Origin of the sequence: Brachybacterium sp. FME24, assembly GCF_014897705.1 — a bacterium.
In the GTDB taxonomy this organism is placed as follows: domain Bacteria; phylum Actinomycetota; class Actinomycetes; order Actinomycetales; family Dermabacteraceae; genus Brachybacterium.
The window spans coordinates 1-15,164 of the sequence record NZ_JABUXV010000021.1 but is presented as its reverse complement, the minus strand read 5'-3'; the positions used below and the strand labels follow the sequence as shown (position 1 = coordinate 15,164).

The window sequence follows — 15,164 nt, the reverse complement described above, 5'->3', positions numbered from 1 at the left end:
ATCAGGCAGGGCCGCGAACCGCCGCTCCGACCAGCAGAATCGCTCGCTACCCTTCGGGAACCACAGGACCTGCACATTTTGCCTCTTGTTTACTCGCTCTTGACCAGTGCATGCTGTAGCTGTCGTCACATCGACGTGGCGTCGGGGAGGCCGGCCCAGACCGAGCCGACAGCACACACAAGGGGACGAGATATGAGTGCGAGAACCACGCACAGACCCGAGGACCTGCACGCGGACCACGGACCGGGCGACCCGGAGGGAGGCGGCCGTCCGCTCCTGCCGATCGCCGCACCCTCGCGCCGAACCCTGCTGCTCGGGGTGGGCACGCTGGGCGCTGGCCTCACCATCGGCATGGGCTCCGCGAGCGCCGCCCCGCTGCTGCGCAAGGGCAGCAGGGGCTCCGCGGTCACCGGGCTCCAGAGGGACCTGGCTCGCCTGGAGTACTGGTGCGGCGCGGCCGACGGCAGCTTCGGGCACCTCACCCAGCAGGCCGTCTTCGCGCTCCAGAAGGTCGCGGGCCTGAGCCGTGACGGCGTCGTCGGGCCCAAGACCTACCGCGCCCTGGCGAACGGCGCCCGGCCCTCCCGTCGCATCACGAGCGGCGTCGGCTTCGAGGTCGATCTGGGGAAGCAGATCATCATCGCCACCACCGGAGGGAAACTCTCCTACATCCTGAACACCTCTACCGGCAGCGGCAAGCGCTACTACTCCGGCGGCCGCTGGAAGACGGCGACGACGCCCCGGGGCGACTTCTCGATGTACAGCCTCTACAGCAGGGGCTGGCAGAGCGGGCCGTTGGGCAGCCTCTACCGCCCGGGGTACTACGACCGAGGATGGGCGATCCACGGATCCAACTCCATCCCGACCTATCCGGCCTCGCACGGCTGCTGCCGCATCTCCGTCGGCGCGACGGACATGCTGTGGACCCGGTCCTGGTTCAAGAAGGGTCGCCGGGTGCTGGTCTACTGACCCGCCGGAACCGGGCGGGCCCCGAGGGGACGGGGAATGGACGGCGGTGGGCCTCGGGGTCCGCCGCCGTCCACTGCGCCCGCAGGCCCCGCGCCCCACGCCGCACGCCACCGCTCAGCCGTTCTTTACGAGTCCTGCACGAATCCCTTGCCACCCCACCGCCCTGTCACCCGGTCGATGACCTGGCCACGCGCTACGATCGGGAGGGCGAACAGCCCCGTCTGCCGGCGGGGTGACGGGACAGCGACAGTGAAGGACCACCGTGGGGATCTTGGATCGGATCGAGCGCGGACTCGACCGCGGCGTGACGAGCATGTTCTCGCCAGGCCGCGGGCAGTTGAAACCACTCGACCTCGCGCAGGGACTCAAGCGTGAATGCGACGACCAGATCCAGGTGCTCGACCGCACCCGGACCCTGGCACCGAACGTCTACACGATCTATCTGCACTCCCAGGACTTCGACCGCTTCGACTCCTGGCAGGACACCCTGATCGACGAGCTCCAGCGCGTCCTCATGGAACATGCCGAGAAGCAGCGCTACATGTTCGTCGGCGGCGTCACCGTGGGCCTGCGCAGCGACGACGACGTGCGCCCCGGCCGCTTCGAGACCGAGTCCCTCACCGAGCGCGGCAGCGTGGCCCCGGCGACGGGCGCCGCCCAGTCCGAGGCCGGTGGCAGCCCGATCGTCGAGATCGACGGGCAGCAGTACCTCCTGACCGGCCCGGTGACCGTGATCGGCCGCGGCGGCGACGCGGACATCATCCTCGAGGACACCGGCGTCTCGCGCCATCACCTCGAGCTGCGGACCGACACGGCAGGCGGAGCTGGAGACGCCGGCGCCCTGGTGGCGACCGATCTCGGCTCCACCAACGGCACCTTCGTCGACGGCGAGCGCATCCACACCCCCGTCACCGTGCAGGACCGCTCGCTGATCAAGATCGGTCGCACCCGCCTGACCGTGCTGATCCCGGCGGCCGGCCCGGTCAGCTGGTGAGAGCCCTATGAGCGAACTGACCCTCGTCGCCCTCCGCCTGGGTTTCGTCCTGGCGCTATGGGTGTTCGTGATCGTCGTGGTCCTCGTGCTGCGCAACGACCTGTTCGGCACCACCGTGGTGACCCGCTCCAGCCGGGACCCGCGCCGTGAGCAGCGGCCCGCCTCCGGCCCCATCGGCGGCGCGGCCGCCCAGGCCGGCACCGATCCGGCGTCCCTGCGCACCGACCCCGAGGTCACAGCGACGGCGATGGTCGTCACCGCCGGGCCCCTGCGCGGCACCTCGCTGACGCTGGGGTCCACCCCGATCCTCATCGGTCGCGCCCCCGAGTGCACCCTCGTGCTCGACGACGACTACGCCTCCAACCGTCATGCCCGCGTGTTCGAGCGCGACGGGGAGTGGATGGTCGAGGATCTGGGATCCACCAACGGCACCCTGGTGTCGGGCCGACGGATCGAAGGGTCCGTGCCGTTCCGCCCTGGCGCCCAGGTGCGGATCGGCCGCACCGAGATCGAGCTGAGACGAGGTCCGCGATGAGCATCGCCCTGCGGTATTCCGCCCGCTCCGACGTCGGGCTCGTCCGGTCCAACAACCAGGACTCCGGCTACGCCGGCAGCCACCTGCTGGTGGTCGCCGACGGCATGGGCGGCCACGCCGGGGGCGACGTCGCCTCCTCCGTGGCGATCGGCCGTCTGGCCCGCCTGGACTCGGAGACCCCGGCCTCCGACATCGTCGCCACCCTCGAGGAGGCGGTGCTCGACGCCAATCAGGAGATCCTGCGCCGAGCCCGCGACGAACCGCAGCTGCGGGGCCTGGGCACGACGATCTCCGCCCTGCTGCGCGCCGAGGGCAAGTTCGCCCTCGCCCATATCGGCGACTCCCGCGCCTACCTGCTGCGCGCCGAGGAGACCGTCCAGGTCACCAAGGACCACACCTTCGTCCAGCGCCTGCTCGACGAAGGCCGTCTGACCGAGGAGGAAGCGGAGCGCCACCCGCAGCGCTCGGTGCTGATGCGCGTGCTCGGCGACGTCGACGCGGACCCCGAGCTGGACCTCTCGCTGCGCCCCGCCCACCCGGGCGACCGGTGGATGCTGTGCTCGGACGGGCTCTCGGGCCTGGTCTCCCTGGACACCATCGATGCGACGCTCAAGGGGATCCAGGATCCTGGGGAATGCGCCGACGAGCTGATCCAGCTGGCCCTCAAGGGCGGCGGCCCGGACAACATCACCTGCATCATCGCCGACGTCGTCGACCTCGACGACCTGCCCCGCGGCGAAGATGCCCCCTCCACCTCCCCGCAGATCGTGGGCTCGGCCGCCCGCAACCGCCACCAGCCGACGTCGGCCTCCGGACCGGCCGCGAAGGCCGCAGCGCTGACCCGCGAAGAGCCCGACGTCCCCTACGAGGACGAGGACTTCTCCGAGGACGAGCCGCCGCGCCGCAGCCCCTGGCCGGCACTGGTGGCCGTGATGCTGCTGATCGCCCTGCTCGGTGGGGTGCTGTGGGCCGGCTACGCCTGGTCGCAGCGCCAGTTCTTCGTGGGCACCGACGGCACCGATGTCGTGCTCTACCAGGGTCTCTCCCAGGACCTGGGGCCGATCTCCCTGTCCGAGCCGGTCGAGGACACCGACATCGCCCTGGAGGACCTGCCCGAGGTGACGCGGAACCAGGTGGAGAACACCATCTCCGCCGGCAACCGGGAAGCCGCGGACCAGATCATCGACCGCCTCGAGCAGGCGGCGCTGGCCAACCAGCCGCCCGCCCCGACGCCCACCGAGCCGGCACCCTCCGATGCCGGGGGTGACCTCGACTCCGCCACGCGATCCTCCGAGGGCTCCGGTGCCCCGACCGAGCGTCCCGAGCCCACCGCCACTCCCCCCGATGAGGGCGAGGAGTCCTAGTGGCCACTATCGTCTCCTACACCGCGCGCCCGCGCAGGCTCACCCAGGCCCTGCTGCTGGCGTTCGCGGTGGTCACCGGGGTGGGTGCCTATGCCCTGGTGGGGCTCGGACGCTCCGACGAGCTTCCGTCGGGCCTGATGACGTACGGCATCGGCGCGGCAGTGCTCGCCCTGGCGCTGCAGGTCGTCGTCATGTGGCGCACCCCGTACGCGGACCCGGTGATCCTGCCGCTCGTCGTGCTGCTGAACCTGCTGGGCATCGCCATGATCGAGAGCGTGCACGCCGCGAACGAGAACTACGGACTGCGCACCTCTGCCGGCGCGGACCGGCAGATGCTGTGGGCGATCGTCGGGGTGCTCCTGTGCATCGGCGTGCTGCTGTTCCTGCGGGACCACCGCCGCCTGCGCCGCTACACCTGGATCTCCGCCGTGACCGGAGCCGTGCTGCTGCTGCTGCCGCTGGTCCCCGGGATCGGCTCCTCGCGCAACGGCTCCCAGATCTGGATCTCGATCGCGGGCAACAGCTTCCAGCCGGCAGAGCTGGCCAAGATCGCCTTCGCGATCTTCTTCGCCGGCTACCTCGTCTCCCGCCGCGACACCCTGGCTCTGGCCGGCCCCAAGGTCCTCGGGATCCACCTGCCCCGCTGGTCCGACTTCGGCCCGATCCTGGTGGCCTGGGGATTCGCCATGGCGGTGCTGGTGTTCCAGACCGACCTCGGCACCTCGCTGATGTTCTTCGGGCTGTTCGTGGTGATGCTGTACGTGGCCACCGATCGCCTGAGCTGGCTCGTGATCGGCGCGATCATGTTCCTGCCCCCGGCAGTGTTCGCCGCCACCCAGATGGGCCATGTGCGCACCCGCATCACCTGCTGGCTGGATCCGCTCTCGAGCGCGAACTACAGCAGCTGCGAGCAGATCAACCAGGGCCTGTTCGGCCTCGCCAACGGCGGCATCACCGGAGCCGGTCTCGGCGAGGGCCGACCCGACGTGGTCCCCCATGCGGAGTCCGACTTCATCTTCGCCTCCTTCGCCGAGGAGCTCGGCATGGTCGGGGCCTTCGCCCTGCTGCTGCTCTACCTGCTGCTGGTCCAGCGCGCCATCCGCGCGGCCGTCGGCATCTCCGACGGGTTCGGCACCCTGCTGGCCGGCGGCCTCGGCTTCGTGATCGCGCTGCAGGTCTTCGTCGTCGTCGGCGGGGTGACCCGCGTGATCCCGCTGACCGGTCTGACCCTGCCGTTCCTCGCCGCAGGCGGCAGCTCGCTGGTGTGCAACTGGATCATCGCGGGCATCCTGGTGCGGCTCTCGGACGCCGCCCGACGACCCGCTGCCCGCCAGGTGGCCGGGCTCGGCGCTCCCACCGCCGCGCGGCCGGCCCCGGAGGTGATGGCATGAACAAGCCCCTGCGCCATGTGTGGCTGGTGGTCAGCGTGCTCTTCGTGCTGCTGTTCACCTCGACCACCTACTTCCAGGTGGTCGCCCAGGGCCGGCTCAACGCCCACGGGCAGAACCTCCGCACCACCTACAACGAATACGGCCGCCATCGCGGACCGATCGTCGTGGACGGCGAGGCGATCGCCACCTCGCAGGCCTCCGGCGACACCTACGGATACCTGCGCAGCTACGACCCGGGAGCGATGTACGCCCCGATCACCGGGTACTACTCGGTGGTCTACGGCTTCTCCGGCATCGAGCGCGCCCTGAACGACACCCTCTCCGGTGAGGCCGATGCGCTGTTCTACCACCGCATCTCGGACATCCTCTCGGGCAAGCAGGGCCGCGGCGCGAGCGTCGAGCTCACGGTGGACTCCGAGGCCCAGCAGGCCGCGTGGGACGCGCTCGACGGCCGGCGCGGCTCCGTCGTCGCCCTGGATCCCGAGACCGGCGCGGTGCTGGCGATGGTCTCCGCCCCCAGCTACGACCCCAACCGGCTCGCCTCGCACGACACCACTGCCGTGCAGGAGTCCTGGTCGGAGCTCAACGACGATCCCGAGCGGCCGTTGACCAACCGCGCGATCGGCGGCGACCTCTACCCGCCGGGCTCCGCGTTCAAACTGGTGGTGGCCTCGGCCGCTCTGGAATCCGGTGACTACACCACGGACTCGGTGATCCCCGGGCCCGGCACGTTCCAGCTGCCCAACTCCTCGTCGGTCATGAACAACTTCTCCGCGGGGCGCACCGACCCCTGCGGTCCGGACGACGAGTCCACGCTCGCCGAGGCGCTGCGCCAGTCGTGCAACACCTCCTTCGCGAAGCTCGGGATCTCCGTCGGCGAGGACCAGCTGGCCTCGACCGCGGGAGAGTTCGGATTCGGGCAGCGCCTGGAGATCCCGCTGTCGGTGACGCCCTCGACGCTGGGCACCGACCTCGACGACGCCCAGCTCGCGACCACGTCGATCGGCCAGTACGAGACCCGGGTGACGCCCCTGCAGATGGCCATGGTGGCCGGTGCGTTCGCGAACGACGGGGTGGTCATGGAGCCGCAGCTGGTGGAGGCGGTGCGCACCGGTGACCTCTCGACGGTGGCGGAGCTGACGCCGAAGGAGCTGGGGCAGCCGCTGAGCGCCTCGAACGCCGCGCAGATGCGCCAGATGATGGTCGGCGCGGTCGAGGACGGCACCGGCACGGCGGCCGCCATCGACGGCGTCGAGGTCGGTGGCAAGACCGGCACCGCCGAGTGGGGCGAGGATCGTGCTCCGCATTCCTGGTACGTGGGATACGGACAGATGGACGAGAAGAAGATCGCAGTCGCGGTCGTGGTCGAGGAAGGCGGATACGGGTCGCGCACTGCGGCACCGATCGCCCAGGACGTGATGGAGGCGGTGATCAAGCCATGAGGACCGAGGCAGGGCTCGTTCTCGAAGGACGCTATGAACTGACGTCACTGATCGCCACCGGCGGCATGGGACAGGTCTGGAAGGGCCGGGACCGGGAGCTGGAGCGCGACGTGGCCGTCAAGGTGCTGCGCGAGGAGTATGCGGGGGACGAAGGCTTCCTCAAGCGGTTCCGGGCGGAGGCCCGCCACACCGCGGCGCTCTCGCACGACGCGATCGCCGCCCTGTACGACTACGGCGAGATCGACGGGCGCGCCTACATCGTGATGGAGCTCTGCCCCGGGCGCCCGCTGTCGGACATCATCGAGGAGAACCCCGGCGGCCTGCCCGAAAAGCGCGTCGTCTCCGTGCTCATCGAACTGGCTCGCGCGCTGGACGCCGCCCACTCCAAGGGCGTCGTGCACCGCGACGTGAAGCCGGAGAACGTGCTGGTCGACGAGGCGGCCGACTGGTCCATGAAGATCACCGACTTCGGGATCGCCCGCAGCAAGGACCAGGCGCGGCTGACCAAAACCGGGCTCGTCATGGGCACCGCCCAGTACCTCTCCCCCGAGCAGGCGATGGGCAAGCAGGCCACCTCGCTGTCGGACATCTATGCCCTGGGGATCGTGGCCTACGAGATGTTGGCAGGGCATCGGCCCTTCACCGGGTCCAGCCAGGTCGAGATCGCGATGGCCCAGGTCAAGCAGCAGCCACCGGAGCTGGCCGACACCATCACCGCGGATCTGCGGCGCCTGGTCATGATGACGCTGGCGAAGGCCCCGGCGAACCGGCCCCGCTCGGCGGCGGCAGTCTCACGGATCCTCGAGGCCATCCAGCGCGGGGTCGAACCGCGGTTCACCACCGGCGCGATCCCCGTGACCAGGGTGGAGGACCACGACTGGACCGGCGAGAACGCCGTGCGGGCCACCGGCGAACGGCCGCGCACAGGGCCCGGAGCCTCCCCGACGGGGACCCGCACCGCCGCGATGCCCTTGCCGCTGTCAGGTCGAGGGCGGGGCATCCGCCACCGCTCAGGGCCATCCGCGACATCGGCAGGTTCTGCTCTGTCCGCCGCGTCCGCGTCCTCGGCCGGCTCGGTCTTCTCCGCCGCCTCGGCGCGGTCTGCCGCCTCGCCCGCGCCCCCGCCCCGCTCACCGCGGACCAGCTCGAAGGACAAGGACAACGGTGCGACGCCCCCTGCACGCGGTGCGACCGACCGGACGGACAGCACGGTCGGTGCGAGCAGTGTCACCGACGTCGACACCGCCGCCTCGACCCGGACCGTGCGCGGGACCACGACCGGTCGGCGCATCGGCCCGCTGTCCCTGCCCGGCCTGATCCTGCTGATCCTGCTGGTCGTGGTGATTGCGGCCGCGGTGGCCGGCGGCATGGGATGGCTGCCCCTCGGAGCGATGGCAAGTGATCACATCGGCTCGGGCAACGCCTTCGATGCACGTACGATGAATGGATCGGTCGGTGTCGACCACGGCACGAGGACAGGTGTGGAGTGAGCGAAGAGAACGTGGTCCTAGGAGGCCGCTACACCCTGGGGAAGATCCTCGGGACCGGCGGCATGGCCGAGGTGTTCCTGGCGGAGGACTCCCGCCTGCATCGCACGGTCGCCGTCAAGGTGCTGCGCTCGGACCTGGCCCGGGACTCGAACTTCCAGGAACGGTTCCGCCGTGAGGCGCACAGCGCCGCCTCCCTGAACCATCCCTCCATCGTCGCGGTGTACGACACCGGCGAGGAGCACCAGAGGACGATCACCGGGGCCGACGTCATCATCCCGTACATCGTGATGGAGTACGTGCACGGCACCACGCTGCGCGAGCACGTCGATCCCGAGCACCCGATGGATGCCCACAAGGCCGGCGAGATCATGGCAGCGCTGCTGAGCGCTCTGGAGTACTCGCACCGGGCGGGGATCGTGCACCGCGACATCAAGCCCGGCAACGTGATGATCAACGATGCGGGCGCGGTCAAGGTCATGGACTTCGGCATCGCCCGCGCGGTCGCCGACGCCACCAGTGCCATGACCGCCACCCAGGCAGTCATGGGCACCGCCCAGTACCTCTCCCCCGAGCAGGCCCGCGGCCAGCTGGTCGACGCCCGCTCCGACATCTACTCCGCCGCCTGCGTGATGTACGAGCTGATGACGGGCCGTCCGCCGTTCACCGGGGACACCCCGGTCTCCATCGCCTACCAGCACGTGCGCGAGGAACCGCTGGCCCCGTCGGCCTACAACGCCGCCATCACCCCGGCGCTGGACGCGGTGATCCTCACGGGTCTGGCCAAGGATCGCGAGCAGCGCTACCCGAGCGCTGTCGTCTTCTCCCGGGACATCGCTGCCGCAGTGGCCGGGCGCTCGCCGGCTCTGGTCGAGGGCGCGGTGCCCGTGGGCTCCGACGCCGAGGCCACGACCGTGCTGGGACCGACCGACGACGCCACCGAGGCGCTCCCCGCCCTGGCGGGTGTCGGGGCCGGTGGGGCGGCCGCGGCGAACTGGAGCAGCGGATCGCCCGCGACCCCCGCCGCAGCGGGTGGCCTCGCCCCCCACTCCCCCGATGAGATCGAGGAGGAGCCCAAGCGCAAGCGCCCCTGGTGGCTGATCATCCTCGTGATCCTCGCAGCGCTCGCCCTGGTGGCCGCGGCGCTGTGGTACTTCAAGCCATGGGACAACGGTCCCGAGATGGTGCCGGTCCCGGCCCTTGCCGGGGAGACCGAGGAGGAGGCAGGCACTCTCCTCGCGGACGTCGGGCTCGACGCGGAGTTCATCCAGGTCATGTCCCAGGACGTCCCGGAAGGCGAGGTCATCGAGTCCTCCCCGGCCGAGGGCACCGAGGTGGAGGTCGGCCGCACCGTCGAGGTCTCCGTCTCCGGAGGGCCCGAAGCAGTCGAGGTCCCGGACCTCCAGGGGCTCACCCGGGACGAGGCCCAGGCGGCTCTCGAGGACGCCGAGCTGGTGATGCAGGAGGGTGACGAGGAGGACGCTGCCCAGGAGCAGGGCACCGTCACCCGTACGAGTCCGCAGGCCGGCGCCAATGCCCAGAAGGGCGACGAGGTCACGGTGCGCTTCGCCTCCGGCAACGTCCCCATCCCGAGCGTCGAGGGCACTCAGCTCGAGAAGGCGACGGAGATTCTCGAGGCCCGTGGTTTCGAGGTCCCCGAGCCGTCCGAGAAGGAGGATGCCGAGGCCGATCCCGGCACCGTGCTGACCCAGACGCCGTCCGCGGAGAGCGGGACCGCGCCGTTCGGCTCCCGAGTCGATCTGGTGGTGGCCGCGGCTCCGGGACCGGTGACGGTCCCGAACGTGACCGGCCGTACGGTCGAGGAGGCCCAGGCGACGCTGGGAGATGCGGGCTTCGGTACCGCGACCGAGACCGAGGTATCGGACTCCGTCGAGGAGGGCCGCGTGATCCGCACTGATCCCGAGGCGAACGCGCAGGTCGACCGCGGCTCCACGGTGACGATCATCGTCTCCAGCGGTCCGGAGGAGACCCCCTCGCCGACGCCGGACACCCCCACCCCGACCGAGGAGCCCACCCCCACGCCGACCGAGACTCCGTCGGAGGAGCCGAGCGAGACCCCGACCGAGGATCCCGAGAGCGATGCCGGGAACACCGGGGGCGGCAACGGAAACGAGAACGGAAACGGGAACGGGAACGGCAACGGGAACGGAAACGGGAATGGTTGAGCCGTCGACACCCGCGCCGGCGTCGAGCACGGCCTCGACCTCCGGTGCGCGCATCCTGGTCATCGACAACTACGACAGCTTCGTCTACACGATCGTCGGCTACCTCCAGCAGATGGGCGCGGACACCGTCGTGGTGCGCAATGACGAGGTGCCCTCGGAGGCCTCCGGCGCCGTCGACCTCGCCGGGTTCGACGGGGTGCTGGTCTCCCCCGGCCCCGGCAATCCCACCACGGCCGGTCGTTCGCTCGAGGTGATCGGTGCCTGCGCCGAGCGCTCGGTGCCGATGCTCGGTGTGTGCCTGGGCCACCAGGCGCTCGGTCAGTACTTCGGGGCGACCGTGGGTCACGCCCCGCACCTCATGCACGGCCGCACCAGCGAGCTCACCCATGCGGGCGGCAGCGTGTTCGCTTCCGCCCCCTCGCCGATGATCGCGACCCGCTACCACTCGCTGACGGTCGACCCGGCCACGATCCCCGACACGCTCGAGGTCACCGCCCGCACCGCCGATGGCATGATCATGGGTCTCGCGCACCGCGAGCTGCCGCTGCACGGCGTGCAGTTCCATCCCGAGTCCGTGCTCACCGAGAACGGGCATCTGATGCTCGCCCAGTTCCTGGAGCTGTGCGACGGCATCGATGCGGGAGCACGCTCGGCGGGGCTGAAGCCCCTCATGACCGCCGTCTGACCCGCGCGCCGGTCCAGGCCCCGGGCTCGGGCCGCGAGCCGCTCAGGGCGTCGCTGTGGGCGGTGCGTGGCCTGCGGCTCCGACGAGACCGTCGTTGAAGGGCATGTAGGGCGCGACCGCGGGGAAGACCCAGGCGAACAGCACCACGATGAGCGCCGCGAGCAGCACCACGGTGATCCCGATCCGCGCCCACAGCGGGCCGGGCAGGTGACGGAACATCCAGGCGTACATCAGTTCTCCTCCTCGCGGGCGGTGGCGGTCGTGAGCGCTGTCGCGGCGGCGGCAGCCCCTGTGGCACCGGCCGCCTCCTCGCCGTCGGACGTCCCCTCGCCGGATGTCGATTCCTCGGAGGCGAGCGCCTCGGGGATGCCGTCCTCACGGTCCGTCCAGTACGCGAACTCCGCGTGGACGATGTAGCGCTCTCGGGCGGAGTACATCGGGTGGCACGCGGTCAGGGTCATCATCTGCTCGGTGGGCTCGACGCCCGGTTCCCCTGGGGCCGGGGCGATGACCTCGACGTCCTCGGGGTTCACGATCAACGACTCGGTGACCTCGTAGACGTAGAAGGCGTCGGCCGTCTCGATGACGACCGGATCTCCGCTCTGCAGGGCTGCGATGTCCTCGAAGACGCGTCCGTAGGTGTTGCGGTGGCCGGCGACGGAGAAGTTCCCGACCTCACCGGGCAGTGCGGTCTCCGGATAGTGGCCCGCGCCCTTGACGTTGAGAACCTCTTCCAGGCTGACGCCCTCCGCGAGCGGGAAGCGGTCGCGGTCGAAGGCGGGCACGTGCATCGTGCCCCAGGTCATGGTGTCCCCGAGGGTGTCGGGGACCGGGGGCGGGCCGTCCTGGGCGGGGGCGATGCGCTCCTGGTCGACCGACCCCCACTCATCGTCGAGACCGGCGATGATGCCGGCCTGCTCGCGGTCGGCGATGACGTCGGTCCACCACAGCTGCCAGACCAGGAAGAGCAGGAGCAGGGCCCCGACGGTGAGCAGCAGTTCTCCGAGGAGGCCGATCGCACCGCCGAGGAATCCGGCGCCGCCAGGGCGCGAGCGGGAGCGGTGGGTGTGGCGAGCGGCCATCATTCTGCTTTCGCGAGGTCGAGGGTCAGGGAGCCTTCGAAGGCGGGGAGGGTCGCAGTATCCAGCGTGTCGATGCGTTCGCCGAGGCCCACGTAGTCGACCCACTCACGATATACCTGCACCCCCTGGGTGTCCTCGAGCACGGCCAGCATCTGCTCGGTGGGCCCGATGACGGTGATGACGAACGGCGGTGAGTAGACCCGACCCTCGAGCAGGAGCGTATTGCCTGCGCAGCGGAAAGCGCTGCCGTTGACGACTCGCTGGTCCTGCAGCATCATCGCCTCGGCGCCGCCGGCCCACAGAGCATTGATGTAGGACTCCATGTCCTGCTGGTGGACGACGAGATCGTCCGGCTCGATGTCGGGCATCGAGCCGAGCTTGCTGGTGGGCGCATCGGTCAGGGTGATCTTCACGGCCTCGCCGCTGACCTCGCTGAGGCCGACGGCGTTCGCGACCCGGGAGGTGCGCTCCTCCGTGACGGCATCGGCGCTGCTCGAGGACAGCTCCGCGATCTGTGCACGCTTGTCCGCCGCGTCCTCGGTGAGCTCCTCGATGGTGCGGCCCCGATCACGCAGCACCCCGGCGACATCTCCGCTCTCGTCACGGATCGAGCCGCCGCCGGAGATCCGGGCGGTGGTCGCGAACAGCACGCCGCACAGGACCATCACCAGGGCGAGGCCGACGCGGCCACGGCGGCCGGGACCTGCGCTGCCCGGGGGCTTCACCGCCGAGGAGGACGGATCGCCCGACGGCGGCTGCCCCTGCGACGGCGGGCGCTCGGGGTCGGGCGTACTCGCGGCATGCTCGACCATTGTCACTCCTCGCTTCGCGCCCTCACCCGACGACCATTACCCTAGGCCAAGGTCCGCGTCGGCGGGCCCGTGCGGAGCCGCCGCGCGCAAGCAGTCTTGAGGGAGCACCGTTTCATGGCCAGGAGCAAGAAGAAGTCGTCCGCACGGGCGGCGTCGACAGCGAAGGCCCCGGCAATCGCGCCCGAGACGGAAGACCTCGACGACCCCACGACCGATCGGGCCGATGGAGCGGAAGGGGCCACGGGGGCTGAAGCCGTCGACACCGCCGAGACGGCCACCGATGCGGACGAGAGCGCGAAGGACGACGCCCAGGGCAGCGCCTCCGGCAAGGATCCGGTGAAGAAGTCCCGCCCCGCCGGAGCGAAGGATCCGGTCGCGAAGAAGAGCACCGGCCCGAAGGCCGGCAAGGGCAAAGGCGCCGACCAGGGCACGCCCACGGAGAAGACCGCGGGCAGCGAGGTCACCGAGAAGGCGAAGGACGCGACCCGGTCCACCTCCCCGAAGAAGGCTGCTGCCGCGGAGTCCGCGCGCACGGGTCGTCGCCGCGTCGCCGCGGAGGCACCGAACCCTGCCTGGCTCGCACCGGCTGCCGTCGCCTTCCTGATCCTGGGCCTGCTCTACCTGGTCACCTTCTACCTCTCGGGCGGCACGCTGCCGCTGCCGATCGGCGACTGGAACCTGGCGGCCGGCTTCGGCGTGATGCTCGTCGGCGGCGGCATGCTCATGTTCTGGAAGTAGACCTCTCCAGGTTCTGGCGCGAGCATTTCGCGCCCTTCATGCGCACGCGATGGGGAGTTCTCCCCACCGCGTGAATGACCCTGCGCAGGTAGTCTGATCTCGGTGCCACCCACGGTCTGGGCGCGCCTCAGACAATCCAGCACTTCGGGGGAACCATGAACACCATCTCGGCACGGCGCCGGCTCTACGCCGTTCTCGTCCTACCGTTGATCCTGATCCTGGCCGGGTGTGGTCGCCTCTACGCGGATTACGAGATCAACGATATCGATTCGATGAATCTCTCCATGGATTTCGGCGTCGATTCCACCTACATCGAGAGCGAGTACAGCTCCGCCGAGGAACTGTGCACGGAGATGGAGGACGAAGGAGACACCTTCGGCGAGGTGGAGATCACCGCCTACGACGAAGACGGCATCTGGGGCTGCCGCGCGTCGGGCGCGATGGAGCGCTCCGATTTCGGCGACGGCATGGAACTGACCGAGGAAGATGGCGAGTTCCACCTGACCTTGGACTTCGGGTCCGATCAGATCACCCAGGAAGATATCGAGCTCCTCTACGGCGACCAGGCCGGTGACTTCGATTTCCGGATGTCCTTCGCCTTCCCGGGCAAGGTCCTGGAATCCAAGGGCGGCACCGTCGACGGCAAGACCGTCACCTACACCGACATCTCCGAGGTCTCCCAGGGCGTGGACATCACCGCGAAGTCCGGTGGCTTCCCCTGGCTCATCGTGATCATCATCGTGGTCGTGCTCGGCTTCTTCCTGCTGCTCGCCCTCGCCGCGGTCGCCTTCTTCGTGATCCGTGCGCGCCGCAGCAAGGGCTCCGGCACGGGCGGCCCCGGCGGAATGCACGCGGCGGCAGCCTTCGGTGCCGCCGGCGCCTCCTCGACGGCGTCCGGCAACGCCCCGCCGGCTGCTCCGCAGGGTGGTCAGCAGAATGGTCAGATGTGGGGCCAGACGCCCCCGCCGGCCGCACCCCAGGGTGAACAGGGCCAGCAGTGGGGCCAGGCGCCGCCCGCCGCACCGCAGGGCGGGCAGAACTGGGGCCAGGCCTCTCCGCCTCCCGCCGCACCGCAGGGCGAGCCGTGGGGTCAGGCGTCTCCCCCGCCCGCACCTCAGGGCGATCAGGGCCAGCAGTGGGGCCAGCCGGGTGACGGCCAGCCCGGCAACGGTCAGCCCGGCGACGATCAGCAGAACCCACAGGGCTGGAGCCAGCCCCCGCAGAATCCGGGCTGGTGATCACGGGGGCGGCGCGCCACTCCAGGACCATGTGAGCAGGGTCATGGCTCCTGGATTGGCGCCGACCTGGGCCGAGCATTAGACTCGATCAGGTCGCAACGCCGACGAAGCGCCCGTAGCTTAACGGATAGAGCATCTGACTACGGATCAGAAGGTTGGGGGTTCGAATCCCTCCGGGCGCACTTTTGTCCTGAGTCGCGTCATCGTTTACGAACGGTGACGCGGCTCAGGTTTTTTTGTG

The 15,164-nt window shown here is 70.1% G+C and carries 14 protein-coding genes and 1 tRNA gene; 12 read left to right on the top strand and 3 right to left on the bottom strand.

Annotated elements, in window-relative coordinates; all coding sequences use genetic code 11:
• Nucleotides 1-192 precede the first annotated feature (192 nt).
• The 9 genes from INT51_RS18875 (at nt 193) to INT51_RS18835 (ending at nt 11,053) form a co-directional block, all read left to right on the top strand.
• Entirely contained in the window at nt 193-969 is a 777-nt protein-coding gene (locus INT51_RS18875; protein ID WP_193106894.1) for a L,D-transpeptidase family protein, read from the top strand.
• A gap of 262 nt (nt 970-1,231) precedes the next feature.
• The gene (locus INT51_RS18870; RefSeq protein WP_193106893.1) at nt 1,232-1,963 is read left to right on the top strand and encodes a DUF3662 and FHA domain-containing protein; all 732 of its coding nucleotides are present in this window, start codon (nt 1,232-1,234) and stop codon (nt 1,961-1,963) included.
• Nucleotides 1,964-1,970: 7 nt separating this feature from the next.
• A complete protein-coding gene (locus INT51_RS18865) occupies nt 1,971-2,498 on the top strand; it encodes an FHA domain-containing protein (RefSeq protein ID WP_193106892.1) in 528 nt (175 codons plus the stop codon).
• Nucleotides 2,495-3,862, top strand: a complete 1,368-nt coding sequence (locus INT51_RS18860; protein WP_193106891.1) for a PP2C family serine/threonine-protein phosphatase — start codon at nt 2,495-2,497, stop codon at nt 3,860-3,862. The genes INT51_RS18865 and INT51_RS18860 overlap by 4 nt, the downstream gene beginning before the upstream one ends.
• Entirely contained in the window at nt 3,862-5,253 is a 1,392-nt protein-coding gene (locus INT51_RS18855) for an FtsW/RodA/SpoVE family cell cycle protein (protein WP_193106890.1), read from the top strand. Before INT51_RS18860 ends, INT51_RS18855 begins: the two co-directional genes overlap by 1 nt.
• Nucleotides 5,250-6,695 carry a penicillin-binding protein 2 gene (locus tag INT51_RS18850; RefSeq protein WP_193106889.1) on the top strand — a complete coding sequence of 482 codons (1,446 nt, stop codon included), beginning with the start codon at nt 5,250-5,252 and terminating at the stop codon, nt 6,693-6,695. The genes INT51_RS18855 and INT51_RS18850 overlap by 4 nt, the downstream gene beginning before the upstream one ends.
• A complete protein-coding gene (locus INT51_RS18845; RefSeq protein WP_193106888.1) occupies nt 6,692-8,185 on the top strand; it encodes a serine/threonine-protein kinase in 1,494 nt (497 codons plus the stop codon). The genes INT51_RS18850 and INT51_RS18845 overlap by 4 nt, the downstream gene beginning before the upstream one ends.
• On the top strand, nt 8,182-10,368 hold the full coding sequence (gene pknB, locus INT51_RS18840; protein WP_193106887.1) for a Stk1 family PASTA domain-containing Ser/Thr kinase: 2,187 nt from the start codon (nt 8,182-8,184) through the stop codon (nt 10,366-10,368). The genes INT51_RS18845 and pknB overlap by 4 nt, the downstream gene beginning before the upstream one ends.
• Nucleotides 10,361-11,053 (top strand): aminodeoxychorismate/anthranilate synthase component II, encoded by a 693-nt coding sequence (locus INT51_RS18835; protein WP_193106886.1) that lies wholly within the window; start codon nt 10,361-10,363, stop codon nt 11,051-11,053. The genes pknB and INT51_RS18835 overlap by 8 nt, the downstream gene beginning before the upstream one ends.
• 42 nt (nt 11,054-11,095) lie before the next feature.
• On the opposite strand, the gene INT51_RS18830 is transcribed toward INT51_RS18835, so the two are convergent.
• From INT51_RS18830 to INT51_RS18820, 3 genes are read right to left on the bottom strand one after another with little or no spacing between them, the layout of a single operon-like run.
• Entirely contained in the window at nt 11,096-11,284 is a 189-nt protein-coding gene (locus tag INT51_RS18830) for a hypothetical protein (protein ID WP_193106885.1), read from the bottom strand.
• Nucleotides 11,284-12,135, bottom strand: coding sequence for a class E sortase (locus INT51_RS18825; protein ID WP_226985933.1), 852 nt, complete (start codon nt 12,133-12,135; stop codon nt 11,284-11,286). Before INT51_RS18825 ends, INT51_RS18830 begins: the two co-directional genes overlap by 1 nt.
• On the bottom strand, nt 12,135-12,947 hold the full coding sequence (locus INT51_RS18820; RefSeq protein WP_193106883.1) for a DUF881 domain-containing protein: 813 nt from the start codon (nt 12,945-12,947) through the stop codon (nt 12,135-12,137). The genes INT51_RS18825 and INT51_RS18820 overlap by 1 nt, the downstream gene beginning before the upstream one ends.
• Nucleotides 12,948-13,061: 114 nt before the next feature.
• Here INT51_RS18820 and INT51_RS18815 point away from each other — a divergent pair, with 114 nt between their 5' ends.
• The 3 genes from INT51_RS18815 to INT51_RS18805 all read left to right on the top strand — a co-directional run bounded on the left by INT51_RS18815 (nt 13,062) and on the right by INT51_RS18805 (nt 15,105).
• A complete protein-coding gene (locus INT51_RS18815) occupies nt 13,062-13,685 on the top strand; it encodes a cell division protein CrgA (protein ID WP_193106882.1) in 624 nt (207 codons plus the stop codon).
• Nucleotides 13,686-13,840: 155 nt separating this feature from the next.
• Entirely contained in the window at nt 13,841-14,923 is a 1,083-nt protein-coding gene (locus INT51_RS18810; RefSeq protein ID WP_193106881.1) for a hypothetical protein, read from the top strand.
• Between the two features lie 109 nt (nt 14,924-15,032).
• Nucleotides 15,033-15,105: transfer RNA gene (locus INT51_RS18805), tRNA-Arg, on the top strand.
• The last annotated feature ends 59 nt before the right edge of the window (nt 15,106-15,164 follow it).